Origin of the sequence: Burkholderia sp. Bp8998 (genome assembly GCF_003854235.1) — a bacterium.
In the GTDB taxonomy this organism is placed as follows: domain Bacteria; phylum Pseudomonadota; class Gammaproteobacteria; order Burkholderiales; family Burkholderiaceae; genus Burkholderia.
Window position 1 is genome coordinate 1 of the sequence record NZ_QTQF01000061.1, and the last position, 21,802, is coordinate 21,802.

A 21,802-nucleotide genomic window follows, 5' to 3' on the forward strand; every position below is an offset into this window, starting at 1 on the left:
TGCCTGTCCTGCGGAACACACCTTCCGCATCGTGGGCCTTCTGGGCGAGGCTTGCAGGGTTCTGCGTATCGAGCCACGCCTTGACTCGCGAGTAAGGCTGGCGAACCTGATCGCCCGCCAGCATTTCGTCAAACGGTGCCATGGAATTTTTCTCTTTTATCGCGTACGGCGCTAACCTTCATGGGTCCGGATACCGTTGCGTGCCGTATCAGTTGTCACCCTTTTCGAGCACGTTCTGCGTGAGCGTGACCGACGGAATCGTCGGCTTGAGCAGCACACGACGTGCACGGCCGCTCACCCAGCGCCAGCCGATGACAAGCAGCAGTGCGACTACCGGAATCGACGCCACGGTGCAGGTTCCATTCGGATAGTCGAACGCCATCAGCACCAGCACGCCGAGCAGGAACAGCAAAGTGAGCCACGACGTGACCGGTGCGCCGGGCATCTTGAATGGCACGTCGTCCACGTCACCGCGTTTGACGGCCGCGCGGAACTTCATCTGGCAGACGATGATGAAACCCCATGTGCTGATGATGCCGAGCGACGCAACGTTGAGCACGATCTCGAACACGCTCGACGGCACGAGATAATTGAGCAGCACGCCAACCACGTAGATCGCGACCGTCACGAGAATGCCGACATAGGGCACCGACTGCGCGCTCATCCGCGACAGCGCCGCCGGCGCGGAGCCGCCCATCGCGAGCGAGCGCAGCACGCGCCCGGTCGAATACAGCCCGGAGTTGAGACTCGACAGCGCTGCCGTCAACACCACCAGGTTCATCACCGAACCGATGCCCGGCACGCCAAGCGCGCCGAAGAACGTGACGAACGGGCTCTGGCCCGCCTTATAGGCACTCCACGGCAACAGGCAGACGAGCAGCACCACCGATGCGACATAGAACAGCGCGATCCGCCAGATCACGCTGTTGATCGCCCGCGGCAGCACCTTGCGCGCATCCTTGCATTCGCCGGCAGCCGTGCCGACCAGCTCGACGCCAGCGAACGCGAATACGACGCCCTGTATCAGCACCAGTGCCGGCATCATGCCGTGCGGGAAAAACCCGCCGTTGTCGGTGATCAGGTGCATACCCGTGTCATGACCCGCGACGTGGCCACCGGTGCCGAGAATCGCGGTACCCACCACCAGAAACAGCAAGATCGCGGCGACCTTGATCAGCGCGAACCAGAACTCCATCTCCGCGAACCACTTCACCCCGATCAGGTTCATCGTCGCGACGATACACAGTGCAATCAGCGCGAAGATCCACTGCGGCACGCCGGCGAATGGCGTCCAGTAGTGCATGTAGACGGCAACGGCCGTGATGTCGACGATGCCGGTCATCGCCCAGTTCAGGAAGTACATCCAGCCTGCGACGAACGATGCCTTCTCGCCAAGGAATTCGCGGGCATACGAGACGAAGCTGCCGCTGCTGGGGCGATGCATCACGAGTTCGCCGAGCGCGCGCAGGATCAGGAACGAAAACGCCCCGCACACCAGATAGACGATCGCGAGCGACGGTCCGGCGGCCTGCAGCCGGGTGCCGGCGCCGAGAAACAACCCGGTGCCGATGGCCCCGCCGATCGCGATCATCTGCACCTGTCGATTGCCGAGGGTCTTGTGATAGCCGGCTTCGTGCGATTCGAGCCAGCTGCGTTTGTCGGTTTCACCCGTGGTCGACGGTTCGGGAATCGATGCCATGACTGTATCCTCCAGTAATCCAGGAAATTCAATTCTTAAAGGTGCCGGCCATTTTTCCTATCATCATAGGTAGACGCATGCAGCCGGATTTGCACCGTCATATCGTGATTGAGGCACGTGGACAGTCGCGAGCACGAACATCTGATCGAAGCCTATTCAGTCGAAATTCGCCCCACAATTCCTATGCAAAAAATGACTGAACTGCTTTGAAATCCGGCATAGCGAATATCCGGAAGGCGACCTGAAGGCAAGCGATCAACAGCGGTATGGCGGCCTGTTTGCCGCAACACGAAGCATCCGATCGAACGAAATGTCCGCCGTCGCATTCGATCCGGTAATGTAAAAAGCGAACTTCGCGCCTCTCCCGTCAACGCGAAATTTGCATATGGCGTTATACCGATCAATATGGAATCGATCGGACGACAAGATCTCGTCGAGGCTTGATCACATTGAAAGAAAAGACCGCCTCGAACCTGATCGAGAGGCCATGGAGCTTCACCCCGCCCCGGGAGCGCGACGAGGCGAAAGTGATGATGCATTCGCCTTTTATGAACGTGTCCAATTGGACACATCGTCACCGACGGCAAGTGCAGTCGCGTTGACGATTTGCCGGATCGTCGCCGCCGGTGTCAGGATGTGAACACGCCACCGCGCGCCGAGGACAACCTGGCCGGCCGAGATTCCCTGACCCGTTGAAATGCGCATCACATTGCGAATGACGTTGGCCATTTCGCCATCATGCATCACGAGCATGTTGGCACTTGCATCGACATTCAACTCGGAGAGTGTCTGATCGAAGGTTGCGCACGGGAACGCCGAGCCGCTTGGCTCCCCTGCGCCGCTCGCCACTCCTGACACGCGCTCATGGATCAGGGCCAGCGCTTCGCGCATCTTCCTTTCGCACGTCGCGTCCCCCGCGCTCGAACCCAGCCTCGGCACCAGCATGACCTGCGGCGAGATTCCCAAGCGGCGCACTTCATCGACCCCGAGCAACGCAATGTCGGCGATTTGCCCGGCACCGGGATTGCTGTTCAAAAGTGCATCGCAGATGAACAAGAGGCGCTCCGGGAACATGAGGGTCTCCATTACCGCGAGCGTGTCGACGCCTTTGCGACGTCCGATCACGTCTCGCACGGCAATCAGATGACCCGCTCGGCGTCCGGTCGTCCCGCACAGCATCGCGTCCGCGCGCCCGCTCCTGAGCAGCATCGCGGCAAGCAGCGTACGGCAGCTGCGCAGCTCGACCGCTGCAAGGACGGGCGAGATGCCGTCGCGCCGACGCAGCATGCAGTAGCGTGTCACGGCATCGTCGTGGATATCGGGATCAAGCGGGTCGACGATCTCGCAGTTCACCCCCGGATCGAGACCGAGCCGGCAACGATCGATCACGTCCGCGATCACAGCCGGCCTGCCAAGCAACACCGGCCTGGCGACGGACCCGTCGATCGCGCACTGGGCAGCACGCAACACGCGCTCGTCCTCGCCCTCCGCGAATATCACTGACTTCACGTTGGCGTGCCGACCGGCAATCGCCACCGGCGCCGTCGGACTCGAACTGCCCACGACCTGCGACAGACTTCGCCGATAGGCTTCCATATCCGCTATCCGTCGCCGTGCGACACCGCTTTCGGCAGACGCCTTCGCAACGGCAGGCGCGACCACCTCGATCAACCTTCGGTCGAAGGCTTTCGGGATCAGGTAGCGGGGCCCAAAGCGCAAGTCATGCGCATCCTCTATTGCGGCAACCTCCTTCGGTATCTCCGCCTGCGCGAGCGACGCGATCGCGTGGACCGCGGCCAGCTTCATCTCCTCGTTCACCGTCATCGCGCCGGTATCGAGCGCGCCCCGGGCAATGAACGGCACGCACATCGCGCCGCTGATCTGGTTCGGGTGGCGCGCGTGACGGGTCGCGAGGATTGCGTCCGTCCGTACCGCGAGCACGGCCTCGGGCGTGACCTCGGGCATCGCATCCGATATCGCGATGATGATCGGGTTGACTGCCATGACCTTGACCAGATCAGCCATCGCCACGTTCGCCGCCGACACCCCGACGAGGATGTCGGCGCCCGGCATCACGTCGGCTATCGCGCGCGCCCCGGTACCCCGTGCAAATCTCGCCAGTCCCGGATCCATTTCCCCCACCTGGCCGATGTACACGACGCCGGTCGGATCGCCGACAAAGATGTTTTCCCGCCGCAGCCCGAGGCTCACCACCAGATCGAGATAGGCGAGTGCACCTGGCCCCGTACCCGAGCAGACGAGCCTCGCTTCACTCATGCGCTTGCCGATGTATTCAAGCGCGTTCAGCGTCGCCGCCGCAGCAACGATCGCGACACCCTGTTGCTCGTCGTCAAAAACAGCCATCCTGACCGGATCTCGACGCGCCTGACCGATGTAGACGCCATCCGGCGCATGGATGCGCGCCACGTTGCTGCCTTCCAGCATTGCCACCTCTTCCCCTGTCAGGCATCGTCCATGCCAGTTGAGACGTGCTCGACCGATTGGGACCTTGTCCCAACCGATACGCGCGATGCCCGTTACGGACAATCGATCATCGAACTTCGGTGATGGCGAGGGCCGTCGGCCTGCCCTTTTCCGGTCAAGGCTGCCCGGCGGGCACCTTGGTCGGTCTGGTCAACATCTCGGGGCGCAGAAGCTCATCGAGCTGCTCCTTCGACAACAGCCCGCGCGCCAGCACGATCGCCGCGACGCTGCCGCCCGTTGCGTGTGCCTCCTGGGCGACCGATGTCGCATTGGCGTAGCCGATATAAGGATTGAGCGCGGTGACGATCCCGATGGAATTCTCGACCGTGGCGCGCAAATGCTCACGATTTGCGGTAATCCCCGTCACGCAGCGGTCCGCCAGCGTCAGGCATGCATTCTTCAGGTGCGTGACGCTCTTGAACAGACTGTGCGCAATGATCGGTTCGAAAGCGTTCAGTTGAAGCTGCCCGGCCTCGGCCGCAAAGCTGACAGTCAGATCGTTGCCAATGACTTCGAATGCCACCTGGTTCACGACCTCCGGGATGACCGGATTGACCTTGCCAGGCATGATGCTCGATCCGGCCTGGACCGGCGGCAGGTTGATCTCGCCCAGGCCCGCTCGCGGGCCGCTCGACAGGAGCCGGAGGTCGTTGCAGATCTTCGAGAGCTTGACCGCCACGCGTTTCAGCACCCCCGAGAGTTGAACGAATGCACCACAGTCTTGTGTCGCCTCGATCAGATTCGGCGCAGTGGCGAGCGGAATGCCGGTCAGCTCGACGAGCCGGGCGAGCACGAGCGGCGCATAGTCGGGATGTGCGGTGATGCCGGTGCCGATGGCCGTCGCCCCCATGTTGATCTCGCAGATCAGCATGACCGCCTCGGCGAGCCGCTCCTGATCCTCGCCCAGCATCACGGCATAGGTGCCGAACTCCTGGCCGAGCGTCATCGGTACTGCGTCCTGCAACTGCGTGCGCCCCATCTTGAGCACATCGGCAAACTCTTCCGCCTTTTCCTCGAACGCTTCGCGCAGCACACGCATCGCGTCGATCAGTCCCTGGATGCCGAGATAGGCAGCGATTCGCAAGGCCGAAGGATAGACGTCGTTCGTGCTCTGCCCGATATTCACATGATCGTTCGGATGCAGGTGCTGGTATTCGCCACGCGCGTATCCAAGCCGCTCGAGCGCCCGGTTCGCGATGACCTCGTTCGCGTTCATGTTCGTCGACGTGCCGGCACCGCCCTGGATCACATCGACCACGAACTGGTCGTGCAGCGCGCCAGTTCGCACGTCCCGACACGCATCGACGATTGCACCGCAGCGTGCATCGTCAAGGAGTTCCAGTTGATGATTCGCCAGCGCTGCCGCTTCCTTGATGAAGGCGAGCGCGTTGATCAGGTCGGGATAGATCGAAATCGGCGTGGATGTAATCGGAAAATTCCTGACCGCCCTGAAAGTATGCACACCGTAATAAGCACTGGACGGAACTTCGCAGTCGCCCAGCAGATCATGCTCCATTCTCGTTGGTAAGTCCGACATTGTTCTCCTCCGCTTTTGACGATCACTGGTTTCCGCAGACTAACCAGCCGAATTTCGATCGAGCGAGAACTATGCGCAATCGGAATAAGGACACAGCAAATCGTGCAAGGGCGATCGATTCGTTCGACCGCGTGACCTGACCGCGGGAGCATTGCGTCTCGACGCAGATCCAGCCATCCGGTGCCAGTCGAATGCGCCGACGTGAAGCGGCGCCCGCATCGGCATGCGAACCCGTCGGCATGAATCTCCGGTCACGCCGAGACCCATCCTCATCGAATGTCAACGCGGAACCACAAACCCGTCGATCGCCTTGTCGTCAATCCAACGCATGGCACTGCGTTCGAGTGACAACGTCCATGCTATTTTCGACTGACCCATAACCGATCCTTGCATAAGACCATCGGTGAATCGGCGGAGATTGCAACCGTACAGCGGCACGTGATCGGCTCCGGGAGGAGCTGTGCACCGCCCTCGCCCTCGGCATCCGATCGCCCGCACGACACGGGCACCCGCCGCAAACGTCCACGCCACAAGCCTCTGAGCGATTTCCGTCGCCGCGCACGCGTTCCCGACTCCCATGAGTGGGCGCCAAAAAGACATCACTTCGATGCCCGCTGTGCGCTGTCAAATGCAAAACCTTTCATCGTCTTCCTAAGGATGCGCATTCACGACTAGAGCTTTCCCTAGACTTGAAGTCCCACTCCATTCGCGATTAAATAAATCATCATGATTTAATTAATCGAAAGCACGCGGCCTTTGCGCCGGACGCTACCGATCACGACAACATCAGAAAAACGGAGCGAGACAAGTCATGTCCCAATCGGTATCCAGGCCCGCATTGCTGGAAATGCGCGGCATCAGCAAGACCTTTCCCGGGGTCCGCGCCCTCGACAACGTGGCCCTGTCGGTCAGGGCCGGCGAGATCCACTCGCTGATGGGGGAAAACGGCGCCGGCAAGTCGACGTTGATGAAGATTCTGTCCGGCGCGTACCAGGCCGATCCGGGCGGCGAAATTCTCGTCGATGGCATCCCGTCGGTCGTCGACGGCCCGCTCGCCGCGCGCGCGCTCGGAATCGCGGTGATCTATCAGGAACTCAGCCTTGCGCCGAACCTGACGGTCGCGGAAAACATCTACGTCGGCCGCGAGTTGCGGCAACCCGGCCGCGGCTTCCGGACCATCGACCGCGCCGCGATGGAACAGGGCTGCGAAGCCGTGCTGACACGCCTGGGCGCCTCGTTTGGCCCGCAGGCGGTAGTGGGCACGCTGTCGATCGCCGAACAGCAACTCGTCGAGATTGCACGCGCCATTCATGCGCGTGCCCGCATCCTCGTGATGGACGAGCCAACGACGCCGTTGTCGTCGCGCGAAACCGACCGGCTGTTCGAACTGATCCGGCAACTGCGCGCGGAAGGTCTCGCGATCATCTACATCAGCCACCGGATGGCCGAGATATATGAGCTCTCCGATCGTGTGTCGGTGCTGCGCGACGGCACCTACGTCGGCACGCTGGAGCGCGATGCGCTCTCGGCCGACAGTCTCGTCCAGATGATGGTCGGACGCGACCTGTCCGGCTTCTACAAGAAAGAACACATCGCATACGACCCGGGCAACGTCGTGCTGTCCGTGCGCGACATCGCCGACGAGAAGCGCGTGCGTGGCTGCAGCTTCGACCTGCACGCCGGCGAAGTCCTGGGCATCGCCGGGCTGGTCGGGGCCGGACGCACCGAGCTCGCCCGCTTGATCTTTGGCGCCGAACCGCGCACGCGCGGCGAGGTTGCGATTGCAGGGGAATCGCTGGCGATGCGTACGCCGCGGGAAGCCATCGATGCGGGCCTCGTCTACCTGACCGAGGACCGCAAGCGTCTCGGCCTGTTTCTCGACATGAGCGTCCACAACAATATCAACGTGTCGGTCTGCAATCGCGATGCTCGCCGCGGCGGCGTGCTCGATCTCGCCGAAGGTGCGCGACGTGCGCGTGACGCCATCGCGTCGCTGTCGATCCGCGTGCCGCACGCAAAAGTCAATGCGGGTGCGCTGTCGGGCGGCAATCAGCAGAAGGTGCTGCTGTCGCGCCTGCTCGAGACGAAGCCACGCGTGCTGATCCTCGACGAGCCGACCCGCGGCGTCGACATCGGCGCGAAATCCGAGATCTACCGAATCATCAACGAGCTGGCGCGTTCCGGCGTCGGCGTGATCGTCATTTCGAGCGAATTGCCCGAAGTGATCGGGGTAGCCGACCGCGTACTCGTCATGCGCGAAGGCGAATTCGTCGGCGAACTCGGCGGACATACCGGCAAGGCCATCACCCAGGAAGGCGTGATCGGATTCGCTACCGGATCGCGCGCGGCAGCGAGCGACGCCGCACAACCGGCGGCATGACGAGATTCCACACTAAACGGAGGAGAAAATGAGCAACACCAGCAAAGGGCCGATCGCGTCGGCCCCGCAAACGTCGAAGCAGCCTGGGCAACGCACGCCTGCCGCGCGCCAGCAACGCATGCAGAGCCTCGTGCGCACGGCCGGCATGCTGCCGGTGCTGCTGCTCCTGTGCATCGGCTTCGGGCTCCTGACCGACGGCTTCTTCACGCTGCAGAACCTGTCGATCGTCACGCAGCAGGCATCGATCAACATCGTGCTCGCCGCCGGCATGACCTTCGTGATCCTGACGGGCGGCATCGACCTGTCGGTCGGCTCGGTGCTCGCCGCCGCCGCGGTCACCGCGCTGCTCGCGTCGAACCTGCCGAACTGGGGCTGGCTCGGCGTGCCGGCCGCACTCGCCGTCGGCCTCGCGTTCGGAGTGGTCAACGGCGGCCTGATCGCGCTGCTGCGCCTGCCGCCGTTCATCGTCACGCTCGGCGCACTGACTGCCGTGCGCGGCATCGCCCGCCTGATCGGCAACGACACGACGATCTTCAATCCGCAACTGCCGTTCGCGTTCATCGGCAACGGTTCGATCCTCGGCGTGCCGTGGCTCGTCGTGATCGCTGGCGCGGTGATCGTCGCCTCGTGGTTCATCCTGCGCCGCACCGTGCTCGGCATGCGGATCTACGCGGTGGGCGGCAACCCGGAAGCGGCGCGCCTGTCAGGCATCAACGTGCGCTTGATCCAGCTCTTCGTCTACGCCGCGTCGGGCCTGCTCGCCGGCCTCGGTGCCGTGATGTCGGCCGCGCGGCTCTATGCGGCCAACGGCCTGCAGCTCGGCCAGTCGTATGAACTCGACGCGATCGCCGCGGTGATCCTCGGCGGCACCAGCTTCGTCGGCGGCGTCGGCTCGATCGTCGGCACGCTGATCGGCGCGCTGATCATCGCCGTGCTGACCAACGGGCTCGTGCTGCTTGGCGTGTCCGACATCTGGCAATACATCATCAAGGGGCTCGTGATCATCGGCGCGGTGGCGCTCGACCGCTACCGCCAGCGCGACTCGGCCCGTACCTGAACAACGTCCGATACCAATCGGGGGGCGGCGGATCGCGCCGCGCCCCATGTCATCACACCATTCACGGGAACAACGCCATGTTCAACCCTAAAGCCGTCCTGACCGGCATCGCCTGCGCCGTCGCCCTCTCGGCCGCCACCGCGCACGCGGCCGACAAGCCCCTGAAGTCGATCGGCATCACCGTCGGCTCGCTCGGCAACCCGTACTTCGTCACGATCGCGAAAGGCGCCGAGGCGCGCGCGAAGCAGATCAATCCGAACGCGAAAGTCACGGCGGTATCGGCCGACTACGACCTGAACAAGCAGTTCACGCAGATCGACAACTTCATCTCCGCCCATGTCGACCTGATCCTGCTCAACGCCGCCGATCCGAAGGCGGTCGAGCCCGCCGTGCGGAAGGCACAGGCAGCCGGCATCACGGTCGTCGCGGTCGATGTCGCCGCGGCCGGCGCGAATGCGACCGTGCAGACCAACAACGTGAAGGCCGGCGAGCTCGCGTGCGACTTCCTCGCGAAGAAGCTGAACGGCAAGGGCAACGTGATCATCGAGAACGGCCCGCAGGTGTCGGCCGTGATCGATCGCGTGAACGGCTGCAAGAGCGTGCTCGCGAAGAATCCGGGCCTCAAGCTGCTGTCGAGCGACCAGGACGGCAAGGGCTCGCGCGAAGGCGGCATGAACGTGATGCAGGGCTACCTGACGCGCTTCCCGAAGCTCGACGGCGTGTTCACGATCAACGATCCACAGGCCGTCGGCAGCGATCTCGCGGCAAAGCAGCTCAACCGCACGGGCATCGTGATCACGTCGGTCGACGGCGCGCCTGACATCGAGACCGCGCTCACGAGCAACACGCTCGTGCAGGCATCGTCGAGCCAGGATCCGTGGGCGATGGCGCAGCAGGCCGTCAACGTCGGCTACGGGATCATGAACGGCCAGAAGCCGGCCAACCCGATGATCCTGATCGAGCCGGCACTGATCACACGCGACAACGCGAAGAGCTACAAGGGCTGGACCTCGCCACGCTGAGCGAGAACACACGCGCATCAAGATCCGGTCCGATGCCCGCCCGTCCGCTCACCCGCACCGCCCGATCGCGGGCGACGCAGGCGAGCGCGCGCCGGGCCGCGCGGACCTGATCCGGTGTACCCACACGGAATCGACATGACGAACAACCTCCCCCGCCTCGTCGTCTTCGGCGAAGCGCTGACCGATTTCATCCTTGAAAGCGACGGACGCTGGCGCGCCGCCGCGGGCGGCTCCTGCTGGAACGTGTCCCGCGTTGCGGCTCGTCTGGGTGTGCCGACCGGCTTTGCCGGCACCGTCAGCCGCGACGTGTTCGGCGACACCCTCGCCGCGTCGAGCCGGGAGGCCGGGCTCGACATGCGCTTCATGCGCCAGGTCGAACGCTCGCCGCTCCTCGCCATGGTGACGTCGAAATCGCCGCCGGCGTACTTTTTCGTCGGCGACAACAGTGCCGATCTCGCGTTCGACGCCCAAATGCTGCCGGCAGGCTGGATGGAAGCGGCACAGATCGTCCACTTCGGGTCGCTCGGTCTCGTTCGGCAACCGCTCGCGGCGCGTCTGCTGGAGGTCGCCGCCGCCGCCGATGCCGCAGGCAAATGCATTTCGTTCGACCCGAACTATCGCGACGTGATGGAGGGGCCCGCCTATCGGGCCACGCTGCGTGAAATGGCGGGGCTCGCGCGCTACATCAAGGTCTCCGACGAGGACTTGCGCGGACTGTTTCCAGCGCTGGACGAAGCCGACGCGCTCGCGCAACTCCGTGCGTGGGCACCCGAGGCCGCCATTCTCGTCACGCGTGGTAGCGACGGCATGCAGTTGCTCGAGCCGGACAGCACCCTGTTTCAGCCGGTGTTCGCGACTGCCGTGGCCGATACCGTGGGGTGTGGCGACGCATGCATGGGCGGCTGGATCGCGAGCCTGCTGACACGACCGGATGCGCCGGCGCTGGAGCATCTGCGGTTCGCCGCCGCGTGCGCGTCGCTGACCTGTGCACGGCACGGTGCGTATGCACCCACGCCCGACGAAGTCGACGCGACACTGCGCGCTTGACGCAACCACAAGGAGAATCGCATATGTCCAATCAATGGTGGCGCGGCGGGGTCATCTATCAGGTGTATCCGCGCAGCTTTGCCGACAGCAACGGGGATGGCCTGGGCGATTTGCCGGGCCTGGTCGGCAAACTCGACTATATCCACGCGCTCGGCGTGGATGCGATCTGGATTTCGCCGTTCTTTCGCTCGCCGATGAAGGATTTCGGCTATGACGTGTCGGACTACTGCGATGTCGATCCCATCTTCGGCACCCTCGACGATTTCGACCGTCTGATCGAGAAAGCGCATGCGCTCGGCCTGAAGGTCATGATCGACCAGGTGCTGAGCCACTCGTCGGATCAGCACCCCTGGTTCGTCGCGAGCCGCGGCAGCCGGGACAACCCACATGCCGACTGGTATGTGTGGGCCGATCCGCGCCCGGACGGCACGCCGCCGAACAACTGGCAATCCGTGTTCGGCGGCTCGGCGTGGCAGTGGGAGCCGCGCCGCCGGCAGTACTACCTGCACAACTTTCTCGCGAGCCAGCCGGATCTCGATTTCCACTGTGCCGCGGTCCAGGACCAGGTCCTCGACAACGTCCGCTTCTGGCTCGAACGCGGCGTCGACGGTTTTCGCTTCGATGCGTGCAACTTCCATTTCCACGACCGGCAACTGCGGGACAACCCGCCCGCGGCCGCGCAAGGCACGTTCATCGTGCCGCCGGAGAATCCCTACGGCATGCAGCAGCATCGCTACGACAAGACGCAGCCGGAAAATCTCGCGTTCCTGAAGCGGCTGCGCAGCCTGCTGGACGAATACGGCGCCGCGAGCGTCGGTGAAGTCGGCGACGATGACGCGCTCACGACCATGGCGCACTACACGGCTGGCGGCGACAAACTGCACATGGCCTACAGCTTCAACCTGCTGACGCCGGAATTCACCGCCACGCACGTGCGGAGCACGGTCGAGCGCATGGAGACCCAGCTCGCCGGGCACGGTGGCCTCGGCTGGGCCTGCTGGTCGGCCGGCAATCACGATGTGCCGCGTGTCATGACCCGCTGGGGCAACGGCGACGCGTCGCCGCAACTCGCGAGGATGGTGCTTGCGATGCTGACGACGCTGCGCGGCAGCGTCTGCGTCTACCAGGGCGAAGAGCTCGCACTGACGGAAGCCGACATCCCGTTCGAACGCCTGCAGGACCCTTACGGCATCACGTTCTGGCCGGAATACAAGGGGCGCGACGGCTGCCGCACGCCGATGCCGTGGCAGGCCGGCGCGCCGTTCGGGGGCTTCTCGCCGGTCGAGCCGTGGCTGCCGCTGCCGCCGGAACACCTGGCCGCCGCGGTGGACCGCCAGGACCGTGACGCGACCTCGGTCCTGACGTTCTTTCGCGCGTTCCTGGCGTGGCGCAAGCGGCATCCGGCACTGCGCGACGGCGGCATCCGCTTCATCGCGGCGCCGGAACCGCTTCTCGTGTTCGAACGCACGCTCGGCGACGCCCGCTACCTGCTTGCCTTCAATCTCGGCACGACGCACCAGAGCTGGACCTTGCCTGACGGCACACGCGCCGAAGCCGTCGCAGGACACGGGCTGTCAGGTGCCGAGCTGACCGGCAATTGTCTGGAACTGATGCCGCACGCCGGATGGATCGGCGCACGCGTACCGTGAGCCGCGCGCCCGGCCGGCGGCGGCCGCTCACCGCACTCGAAGGCACCGCCGTTGCCCGCGCAACGGAAGGCGCCCGGATGAAGGAAGTCATGCAGGAACACATGGGGGATGGAATGCTGGAAAGGGAAACTGTCGCGAAACTGATCGCTGGCGACCACGACGATCCGTTCGCATTGCTCGGGATGCACCTGGTCGATGGTCGGGTAACCGTGCGCGCCTTTTTGCCGGACGCGGTTGCGGTCAGCGTGGTCGACCGCGCAAGCGATCGCAATCTGGCGAGACTCGAGCGTGTCGACGGCACGGCGCTGTTCGCCGGCGTGGTGCCGCGCCGGCGGCGGCCATTCGCGTATCGGCTGCGCGTCGACTGGGGCCCGCACGAGCAGGATATCGAGGACAGCTATCGCTTTGCGCCGCTGGTCGGCGAGCTGGACGCGTGGCTGCTGGCGGAAGGCACCCACCATCGGCCGTACGAGACGCTCGGCGCGCATCCGGCCGAAATCGACGACGTGGCCGGCGTGCGTTTCGCGGTCTGGGCGCCGAACGCGCGCCGCGTATCGGTGGTCGGCAATTTCAACAACTGGGATGGCCGTCGCCACATGATGCGGCTGCGCCGCGAATGCGGCGTGTGGGAAATCTTCGTGCCGCATGTGGCCGTCGGCGACCTGTACAAATTCGAAATCCGGACCCGCGACGGCGAGCTGCTGCTCAAGGCCGACCCGTTCGCGTTTCGCGCCGAGATGCGTCCCGGCACCGCATCGGTCGTCCAGGGCCTGCCGCCTGCCCGCCCGGGCGATCCCGCGCGGCAGCGTGCCAATGCGCTGGCCGCGCCGATGAGCATCTACGAGGTCCATCTCGGATCGTGGCGCCGGGTGCCCGAACAGCACGATCGCTGGCTCGGCTATCGGGAGCTGGCCGAGCAGCTGATTCCGTATGTCAAGGAGATGGGCTTCACCCACATCGAACTGATGCCGGTAAACGAGCATCCGTTCGACGGTTCGTGGGGCTATCAACCGACCGGCCTCTATGCGCCCACCTCGCGCTTCGGCACGCCCGACGATTTCCGGCATCTCGTCGACACGGCGCACGCACATGGCATTGGCGTGCTCGTGGACTGGGTGCCGGGCCATTTCCCGACCGATTCGCACGGTCTCGCCCGATTCGACGGCACGTGCCTGTACGAGCATGCCGATCCGCGCGAAGGCTATCACCACGACTGGCACACGCTGATCTACAACTACGGCCGCCGCGAAGTGGCGAACTATCTCATCGGCAACGCCCTGTTCTGGATCGAACGCTTCGGCGTGGACGGACTGCGGGTCGATGCGGTGGCATCGATGCTCTATCGCGACTACAGCCGTCCGCAGGACCAATGGATTCCCAATCATCTCGGCGGGCGGGAAAACCTCGAAGCCATCGACTTCCTGCGCAGGATGAACGCGATCGTGTGTGCCGAGCGCCCCGAGGCCGTGACGATGGCGGAGGAGTCGACCAGCTTCCCGAACGTGTCGCGCCCGCTCGACATGGGCGGCCTCGGCTTCCATTACAAGTGGAACATGGGCTGGATGAACGACACGCTGCGATACCTGCGTGAGGATCCGGTGCATCGCAAGCACCACCACGACAAGCTCACGTTCGGCCTGTTGTACGCATTCAGCGAGAACTTCGTGCTGCCGCTGTCGCACGACGAAGTCGTGCACGGCAAGGGCTCGCTCCTGTCGAGGATGCCCGGCGACGAATGGCAGCGCTTCGCGAACCTGCGCGCGTACTACGGTTTCATGTGGGGTCATCCGGGCGCCAAGCTGCTGTTCATGGGCGGCGAGTTCGCGCAGTCGTCCGAGTGGAACGCGAACGCGAGCCTCGATTGGCACTTGCTCCAGTATCCGTTGCATCGCGGCGTGCAGCAGTTCGTGCGCGACCTGAACGCGGTGCTGCGGCGCGAGCCGGCGCTGCACGAGGTCGATTTCGACGCGCACGGCTTCGAATGGATTGCCGCCGACGATCGCGACAGCTCCGTGTTCTCGTTCGTGCGGAAGGCAGCCGACGGCGAATGCGTGCTGGTGATCTGCAACTTCACGCCGGTGCCGAGGCATGGCTACCGAATCGGTGTGCCGCAGCCGGGACGCTATCGCGAGATCGTCAACAGCGACGCCATCTGCTACGGCGGCAGCGGCGTCGGCAACGGCGCGTCCCATACCGAGGCGATCGCGTCGCATGGACGGGACTGCTCGCTCAGCCTCGTCGTTCCGCCGCTCGCCACGATCATGCTGAAGCTCGAAGGGTGACGCCATGCAAGTCGCTGATATTCTGACGCCCGGCGTGCCCTATCCGCTTGGCGCGCACTGGGACGGCTGCGGGGTCAACTTCGCGCTGGTCGCCCCGCATGCCGAAGCGGTCGAGCTGTGCCTGTTCGATCCGGAAGGTTGCCGGGAACACATGCGCGTGGCGCTGCCGGGTCGCACGCACGATGTCTGGCACGGCTACCTCGAGACGGCCGAGCCGGGGCTCGTCTATGGCTATCGTGTCGCCGGGCCCCATGCGCCGGATGCCGGCCATCGTTTCAATCCGGCCAAGGTGCTGCTCGACCCGTATGCACGCAGCGTCGTCGGTCGCTATCGCGGCGAGCCTGCGTTCCGCGGCGCGTGCGCCACCGACGCGAGCCGGGCCGATCCGCTCGACAATGGCGCCATCGCACTCAAGGCCCGGGTCGTGCACGAGCCCTACAGCTGGGGAAGCGACGCGCCGCCGCGCGTACCGCTCGCCGAAACGGTGCTGTACGAGATGCACGTCAAGGGGTTCACGCAACTGCACCCGGACGTACCCAAGCGCATGCGCGGCAGCTACGCCGGCGTCGCGAGCGCTGCCTCGCTCGACTACCTGCAGTCGCTCGGCATCACGACCGTCAGCCTGCTTCCCGTGCATCACCGCGCGGACGAAGCGCGGCTCCAGCATGCCGGGCTTTCCAACTATTGGGGTTATTCGAGCATTGCATTCCTTGCGCCGGAATCGCGCTACTGGTCCGGCCGGGCCGGCACCACGCCGATCAGCGAGTTCCGCGACATGGTCAAGGCGCTCCATGCACGCGGCATCGAGGTCGTACTCGACGTCGTGTACAACCACACCGCCGAAACCGACGAGCACGGGCCGACGCTGAGCTTGCGCGGCATCGACAACGCGCTTTACTACCGGCTCCGGGCCGACAATCCGGCGCTTTACGAAAACTGGACCGGTTGCGGCAACAGCCTCGACCTGTCCGAGCCCCGCGTGCTTCAACTCGTCATGGATTCGCTGCGCTACTGGGTGACGGAGATGCACGTCGACGGCTTCCGGTTCGACCTCGCGCCGCTGCTGGGCCGCGGCGCGCGCGACTTCTCGACGCACGCCACGCTGTTCGCCGCGATCCGGCAGGATCCCGTGCTCGCGCGCGTCAAGCTCATTGCCGAACCGTGGGATCTCGGGCCCGACGGCTATCAGCTCGGCCACTTTCCTGACGAATGGCTCGAATGGAACGACTGCTATCGCGATGCGATGCGCGATTTCTGGCTGCGCGGCAACACGTCGCTCGGCGAATTCGCGACGCGCTTCGCGGGCTCCAGCGACCTGTTTCGATATGGCACGCGCGGGCCGGGCGCGAGCGTGAACTTCATCACGGCGCACGACGGGTTCACGCTTCAGGATCTGGTCAGCTATGACCTCAAGCATAACGAAGCCAACGGCGAAGGCAACCGCGACGGCCATACGCACAATTTCAGCTGGAATTGCGGCGTGGAAGGCCCGACCGACGACCCCACCGTCCGCACGCTGCGCACGCGCCTGAAACGCGCGCTGCTGGCCACGCTGGTGTTTTCGCAAGGCACGCCGATGCTGCTCGCGGGCGACGAGATCGGTCACACGCAGCACGGCAACAACAATGGCTATTGCCAGGACAACGCGACGAGCTGGCTCGACTGGGCGCATGGAGACCACGCACTCGCCGAATATGTCGGCACGCTGCTCGCACTGCGAAAGCGCTTCGGTGCGTTGCGTCACCCGACCTGGTACGACGGCGCGCCACGCGCCGATGGCGTATCCGATCTCGCGTGGCTCAAGCCCGACGGCACCTCGATGACCACGCCCGACTGGGCCGACCACACGCGCCGTAGTGTCGGGATCAGGCTGGCCGGCGCGGACGACGGCGACCCATGCCTGCTGCTCGTCAATGCCGCGGCCGAGCCGGTCGAGTTCTGGTTGCCGCCCGGCACCTGGCGTGCACTGCTGGACAGCGCCGAGCCCGCGGCCGCGCCGCGCACGTTATACGGGCGCGTCGTCGTGCCGGCGCACGCGGTCCTGCTGACCGCACCGGTGCACTGAAAGCGGACCGCAATTTCCCGATGCGACGTTCCGAAACCGCTTCGGAGCCGCTTCAACCGTAAAGGAGGAGAAACAATGGCAATCCTGACGTTGACGACGCAGCCGTTTCCAGGCCAGCGTCCCGGCACATCGGGCCTGCGCAAGCGAGTGGCCGTATTCAGCCAGCCGGGCTATCTCGAAAATTTCGTGCAGTCGATCTTCGACTCGCTCGATGGATCCCGCGGCCAGATCCTGGTACTCGGCGGCGATGGTCGATTTCACAACCGCATCGCGATCCAGACCATCGTCAAGATGGCCGCCGCGCACGGCTTCCGCAAGGTGCTGGTCGGACGCGGCGGCCTGTTCTCCACCCCGGCGATCAGCGTCGCGATACGCCGGCATCGCGCTTACGGCGGCATCGTGCTGTCGGCGAGCCACAACCCGGGCGGCGCGGACGGCGATTTCGGCATCAAGTACAACATCGGCAACGGTGGCCCCGCCCCCGAGGGCGTGACCGACGCGATCTACGCGAGGACGACGGTGATCGACACGTACCGGATCAGCGACGCGCCCGACATCGACCTCGACGTGCTCGGCGAATCGCGGATGGAAGACACGTCGGTGGAAGTCATCGACCCGGTCGCCGACCATGCCGAACTGATGCGCGACCTGTTCGATTTCGACGCGATCCGCGCGCTGTTCGCACGCGGCTTCACGATGCGCTTCGATGCCATGAACGCGATCGCCGGCCCATATGCGAAGGCGATTCTCGAGGACAGGCTCGGCGCGCCGGCCGGCACGGTGGTCAACGGCGAACCGCGCGAGGATTTCGGCGGCCTGCATCCCGATCCCAACCCGGTGAACGCCGCGGACCTGATCGCCTGCATGAGCGGCGAAGCCGCACCCGATTTCGGCGCGGCCTCGGACGGCGATGCCGATCGCAACATGATCGTCGGGCGCGGGTTCCCGGTCACGCCGTCGGACAGCCTCGCCCTCCTTGCCGCTCATGCGACGCTCGCGCCCGGCTATCGTCAGGGGCTCAAGGGCATCGCACGGTCGATGCCGACTTCGACGGCGGTCGACCGCGTCGCGGCCAAACTGGGCGTGCGTTGCCACGAAACGCCGACCGGCTGGAAATTCTTCGGCAACCTGCTCGACGCCGGCGTGGCGACCTTGTGCGGCGAAGAGAGCTACGGCACCGGCTCGAACCACATCCGCGAGAAGGATGGCGTGTGGGCCGTGCTGTTCTGGCTGAACATCCTGGCCGTCACGGGAAAGTCCGTCGAGACGCTGGTGCGCGAACACTGGGCGCGCTTCGGCCGCAATTTCTACTCGCGGCACGACTACGAGGCGCTCGATAGCAACGCCGCCGGCGACCTGATGGAGAACCTGCGCGGCAAGCTGGCCGGCTTGCCGGGCCGAGTCCTCGGCGGCTATACGGTCTCGACGGCCGACGACTTTGCGTATACGGACCCTGTCGACGGCTCGGTTTCGCGCCGACAAGGCATCCGCATCGTGTTCACCGACGGCTCGCGCGTGGTCTTCCGCCTGTCGGGAACCGGAACCGACGGCGCCACACTGCGGATCTACCTCGAGAAATTCGAGCCTGATTGCGCGAACCACGACGTTCCCACCCAGGAGGCGCTGGCCGGCCTGATCGAGATCGCCAATGGCATCGCCGAAATCATGACGCGCACCGGAAGGAGCACCCCGACAGTCGTGACCTGAACCCGTCGTCATACAGCACATTCCCTCAATAACTATCCCGAGACAAGGATTAGGAGAGCTAAAAATGAACGAGACCATCGACAGCACCATCAGCGCCCGGCAACTCGGTAACCGTACCGTCGCACTCGTGCTCGCTGGCGGGCGCGGCTCGCGCCTGCATCAACTGACCGACCAGCGCGTGAAACCCGCCGTCTACTTCGGCGGAAAATTCCGCATCGTCGATTTCGTGCTGTCGAACTGCGTGAACTCCGGCCTGCGCCGCATCGCCGTGGTGACGCAGTACAAGTCGCATTCGCTGCTGCGTCACCTGCAGCGCGGCTGGAGCTTCCTGCGCGGCGAGATGAACGAATTCGTCGACCTGCTGCCGGCCCAGCAGCGCGTGGGCGAGGAACACTGGTATCGCGGCACCGCGGACGCCGTCTTTCAGAATCTCGACATCATCCGCTCGTATGCACCCGAGTACGTGCTGGTGCTGGCCGGCGACCACATCTACAAGATGGACTACTCGCAGATGCTGCTCGATCACGTCGAATCCGGCGCCGGCTGCACGGTCGGCTGTATCGAGGTGCCACGGGCAGAGGCGACCGCGTTCGGCGTGATGGCCGTCAACGAAACGCGCAAGATCGACGCGTTCGTCGAAAAGCCGGCCGATCCGCCCGCAATGCCCGGCAAGCCCGACGTGGCGCTCGCGAGCATGGGCATCTACGTGTTCAATGCACAGTACCTGTACCGGCTCCTCGAGGAAGACCTGGCGAATGCCGAGTCGAGCCACGACTTCGGCAAGGACATCATTCCGCGCGTCGTCGCCGACGGCGGCGCCGTCGCCCATCCGCTCAATCTGTCGTGCGTCCCTGCGGCCAGCCGCGAGGCGCCCTACTGGCGCGACGTCGGCACGGTCGATGCGTTCTGGGCCGCGAACCTCGATCTCGCGTCGACCACGCCGGAACTCAATATCTATGACAGCGACTGGCCGATCTGGACACACCAGGAACAGCTTCCGCCAGCGAAGTTCGTGCACGACCAGGATGGCCAGTCGGGCGTGGCCTTCAACACGCTGGTGTCGGGCGGGTGCATCGTGTCCGGCTCCCACGTCTCCAACTCGGTGCTGTTTTCGAAGGTCCGTATCCATTCGTTCTGCACGATCGACCAGGCAGTCATCCTCCCCGGCGTCGATATCGGCGCGAGCTGCCGGCTGAGCAAGGTCGTCATCGATCGCGGCTGCCAGATTCCCGAAGGCACCGTGATCGGTGAAGACGCCGAACTCGACGCCGGGCGCTTTCACCGCACCGACGACGGTGTGGTGCTGGTGACGAAAAACATGCTGAAGGGCCTGTGATGCGCGATCGCGCACCACGATGTGCCGGGCAAACCCATCCAGAAGGAACCATCATGCGCGTGCTACACGTTTGCACGGAAGTCTACCCACTGCTGAAAACCGGCGGTCTCGCCGACGTGACCGGGGCGCTGCCAGCCGCACAGGCCGCGGCAGGCTGCGATGCGCGCCTGCTGGTGCCCGGCTTCCCGGCGTTTCGCGACGGCATCCGGAACCGCCAGCTCGTCGCCGAACTGCCGTCGTGGGCCGGGAGCGGCGACATTCGCCTGTATCACGGCCTGCTGCCCGATAGCGACGTCGCGATCTATATGGTCGACGCACCCGGGCTGTACGATCGTCCCGGCGGCCCTTATGTCGACGCCGACAAGCATCCGTACGGCGACAATCACCGCCGGTTCGCGCTGCTCGGCTGGGTGGCCGCGCGCGTCGCGCACGGGCTCGATGCGTTCTGGCGCCCGAACGTCGTGCACTGCCACGACTGGCACGCCGGCCTCGCACCGGCCTATCTGCGGGCGGCTGAACTGGCCACGGGACACCGCGCCGCAACGAGCGTGCTCACCGTCCACAACCTCGCGTACCAGGGCGTGTTTCCCGCCCATACGTTCGGCGAGCTTGACCTGCCAGGCGCATTCTTCGACGTCAACGGGCTGGAGTTCCACGGCCAGGTGTCGTTCCTGAAGGCCGGCCTGTACTACGCCGACCGGATCACAACCGTCAGCCCGACCTACGCGAGCGAAATCCAGTCGGTCGAGCAGGGCTGTGGACTGCACGGCTTGCTCCTGCAACGCGCCGGCAACCTGTCCGGCATCCTGAACGGTGTAGACGCATCGGTCTGGAACCCGGCCACCGACCCGCTCATCGCCGCGACCTACTCGCCGGCAGCGTCCGCCGCGCTGCCCGGCAAGCTCAAGTGCAAGGCCGCGCTGCAGCAGGAAGTCGGGCTTGCCGTCCAGACCACCGCGCCGCTGTTCGGCATCGTGAGCCGCCTGACCGAGCAGAAAGGCCTGCCGCTGATGCTTGCCGCGTTGCCCGAACTGGTGCGTCGCGGCGGGCAGCTCGTGCTGCTCGGCAGCGGCGACGCCGAACTCGAGCGGGCCTTCCGCGAAGCGGCGGCGGCGCATCCCGGCTCCGTGGCCGTCGTGATCGGCTATGACGAAGCCATGTCGCACCGCATCGTCGCCGGCAGCGACGTGATCGTCGTGCCGTCGCGGTTCGAGCCCTGCGGCCTGACGCAACTCTACGGCCTGAAATACGGCACGCTGCCGCTCGTGCGGCGAGTCGGCGGCCTCGCGGATACGGTGGTGGACTGTTCGCTCGAGAACATCGCGGACGCAACGGCGACCGGCTTCGTGTTCGACCGGTTCGACGCAGCGGATCTCGACGCCGCGATCCGCCGCGCGTTTGCGCTGTTCGGCCGCAAGGCCGACTGGAAACAGGTGCAGAAGGCCGCGATGCGCCAGGACTTCGGCTGGGATCGCACTGCCGCGCAATTCCTGTCGATCTATCGAAACCTCGCCTGACCGCGCGATCCGCGCATCTG

Annotated in this window: 13 protein-coding genes; 10 read left to right on the plus strand and 3 right to left on the minus strand. The window is 64.9% G+C overall.

The features are described from left to right. Positions 1 to 208: 208 nt before the first annotated feature. The 3 genes from ansP to aspA all read right to left on the minus strand — a co-directional run bounded on the left by ansP (position 209) and on the right by aspA (position 5,699). Positions 209 to 1,699 carry an L-asparagine permease gene (gene ansP / locus DIE06_RS34865; RefSeq protein ID WP_124665305.1) on the minus strand — a complete coding sequence of 497 codons (1,491 nt, stop codon included), beginning with the start codon at positions 1,697 to 1,699 and terminating at the stop codon, positions 209 to 211. Between the two features lie 546 nt (positions 1,700 to 2,245). Next, positions 2,246 to 4,144, minus strand: coding sequence for a phosphate acyltransferase (locus DIE06_RS34870; protein ID WP_124665306.1), 1,899 nt, complete (start codon positions 4,142 to 4,144; stop codon positions 2,246 to 2,248). A 154-nt stretch (positions 4,145 to 4,298) separates the two neighbouring features. Continuing rightward, positions 4,299 to 5,699 carry an aspartate ammonia-lyase gene (gene aspA / locus DIE06_RS34875; protein ID WP_409364533.1) on the minus strand — a complete coding sequence of 467 codons (1,401 nt, stop codon included), beginning with the start codon at positions 5,697 to 5,699 and terminating at the stop codon, positions 4,299 to 4,301. Positions 5,700 to 6,531: 832 nt separating this feature from the next. Between aspA and DIE06_RS34880 the strand changes: the two genes are divergently transcribed. The 10 genes from DIE06_RS34880 (at position 6,532) to glgA (ending at position 21,782) form a co-directional block, all read left to right on the plus strand. Then, the gene (locus DIE06_RS34880; RefSeq protein ID WP_124665308.1) at positions 6,532 to 8,100 is read left to right on the plus strand and encodes a sugar ABC transporter ATP-binding protein; all 1,569 of its coding nucleotides are present in this window, start codon (positions 6,532 to 6,534) and stop codon (positions 8,098 to 8,100) included. 28 nt (positions 8,101 to 8,128) lie between these two features. Next, entirely contained in the window at positions 8,129 to 9,157 is a 1,029-nt protein-coding gene (locus DIE06_RS34885; RefSeq protein ID WP_124665309.1) for an ABC transporter permease subunit, read from the plus strand. A gap of 77 nt (positions 9,158 to 9,234) precedes the next feature. Next, a complete protein-coding gene (locus DIE06_RS34890; RefSeq protein WP_124665310.1) occupies positions 9,235 to 10,179 on the plus strand; it encodes an ABC transporter substrate-binding protein in 945 nt (314 codons plus the stop codon). Between the two features lie 135 nt (positions 10,180 to 10,314). Continuing rightward, entirely contained in the window at positions 10,315 to 11,226 is a 912-nt protein-coding gene (locus tag DIE06_RS34895; RefSeq protein ID WP_124665311.1) for a carbohydrate kinase, read from the plus strand. 23 nt (positions 11,227 to 11,249) lie between these two features. After that, on the plus strand, positions 11,250 to 12,875 hold the full coding sequence (locus DIE06_RS34900; RefSeq protein ID WP_124665312.1) for an alpha-amylase family glycosyl hydrolase: 1,626 nt from the start codon (positions 11,250 to 11,252) through the stop codon (positions 12,873 to 12,875). A 77-nt stretch (positions 12,876 to 12,952) separates the two neighbouring features. Continuing rightward, complete coding sequence (gene glgB, locus DIE06_RS34905; RefSeq protein ID WP_409364534.1) at positions 12,953 to 15,157, plus strand: 1,4-alpha-glucan branching protein GlgB; 2,205 nt, start codon at positions 12,953 to 12,955, stop codon at positions 15,155 to 15,157. 4 nt (positions 15,158 to 15,161) lie between these two features. Beyond that, positions 15,162 to 17,222 (plus strand): glycogen debranching protein GlgX, encoded by a 2,061-nt coding sequence (gene glgX, locus DIE06_RS34910; RefSeq protein WP_124665313.1) that lies wholly within the window; start codon positions 15,162 to 15,164, stop codon positions 17,220 to 17,222. A gap of 75 nt (positions 17,223 to 17,297) precedes the next feature. After that, positions 17,298 to 18,929 (plus strand): alpha-D-glucose phosphate-specific phosphoglucomutase, encoded by a 1,632-nt coding sequence (locus DIE06_RS34915; RefSeq protein WP_124665314.1) that lies wholly within the window; start codon positions 17,298 to 17,300, stop codon positions 18,927 to 18,929. A 64-nt stretch (positions 18,930 to 18,993) separates the two neighbouring features. Continuing rightward, positions 18,994 to 20,265, plus strand: coding sequence for a glucose-1-phosphate adenylyltransferase (gene glgC, locus DIE06_RS34920; RefSeq protein WP_124665315.1), 1,272 nt, complete (start codon positions 18,994 to 18,996; stop codon positions 20,263 to 20,265). 53 nt (positions 20,266 to 20,318) lie between these two features. Next, on the plus strand, positions 20,319 to 21,782 hold the full coding sequence (gene glgA / locus DIE06_RS34925; RefSeq protein ID WP_124665316.1) for a glycogen synthase GlgA: 1,464 nt from the start codon (positions 20,319 to 20,321) through the stop codon (positions 21,780 to 21,782). The last annotated feature ends 20 nt before the right edge of the window (positions 21,783 to 21,802 follow it).

What these genes read in the sequence shown, in the direction of transcription:
- DIE06_RS34880 (WP_124665308.1), top strand. Translation starts at nt 6,532, where the DNA reads ATGTCCCAATCGGTATCCAGGCCCGCATTGCTGGAAATGCGCGGCATC.
- DIE06_RS34885 (WP_124665309.1), top strand. Translation starts at nt 8,129, where the DNA reads ATGAGCAACACCAGCAAAGGGCCGATCGCGTCGGCCCCGCAAACGTCG.
- DIE06_RS34900 (WP_124665312.1), top strand. Translation starts at nt 11,250, where the DNA reads ATGTCCAATCAATGGTGGCGCGGCGGGGTCATCTATCAGGTGTATCCG.
- DIE06_RS34895 (WP_124665311.1), top strand. Translation starts at nt 10,315, where the DNA reads ATGACGAACAACCTCCCCCGCCTCGTCGTCTTCGGCGAAGCGCTGACC.
- glgC (WP_124665315.1), top strand. Translation starts at nt 18,994, where the DNA reads ATGAACGAGACCATCGACAGCACCATCAGCGCCCGGCAACTCGGTAAC.
- DIE06_RS34890 (WP_124665310.1), top strand. Translation starts at nt 9,235, where the DNA reads ATGTTCAACCCTAAAGCCGTCCTGACCGGCATCGCCTGCGCCGTCGCC.
- glgX (WP_124665313.1), top strand. Translation starts at nt 15,162, where the DNA reads ATGCAAGTCGCTGATATTCTGACGCCCGGCGTGCCCTATCCGCTTGGC.
- DIE06_RS34915 (WP_124665314.1), top strand. Translation starts at nt 17,298, where the DNA reads ATGGCAATCCTGACGTTGACGACGCAGCCGTTTCCAGGCCAGCGTCCC.
- aspA (WP_409364533.1), bottom strand. Translation starts at nt 5,699, where the DNA reads ATGGAGCATGATCTGCTGGGCGACTGCGAAGTTCCGTCCAGTGCTTAT.
- DIE06_RS34870 (WP_124665306.1), bottom strand. Translation starts at nt 4,144, where the DNA reads ATGCTGGAAGGCAGCAACGTGGCGCGCATCCATGCGCCGGATGGCGTC.
- ansP (WP_124665305.1), bottom strand. Translation starts at nt 1,699, where the DNA reads ATGGCATCGATTCCCGAACCGTCGACCACGGGTGAAACCGACAAACGC.
- glgA (WP_124665316.1), top strand. Translation starts at nt 20,319, where the DNA reads ATGCGCGTGCTACACGTTTGCACGGAAGTCTACCCACTGCTGAAAACC.
- glgB (WP_409364534.1), top strand. Translation starts at nt 12,953, where the DNA reads ATGAAGGAAGTCATGCAGGAACACATGGGGGATGGAATGCTGGAAAGG.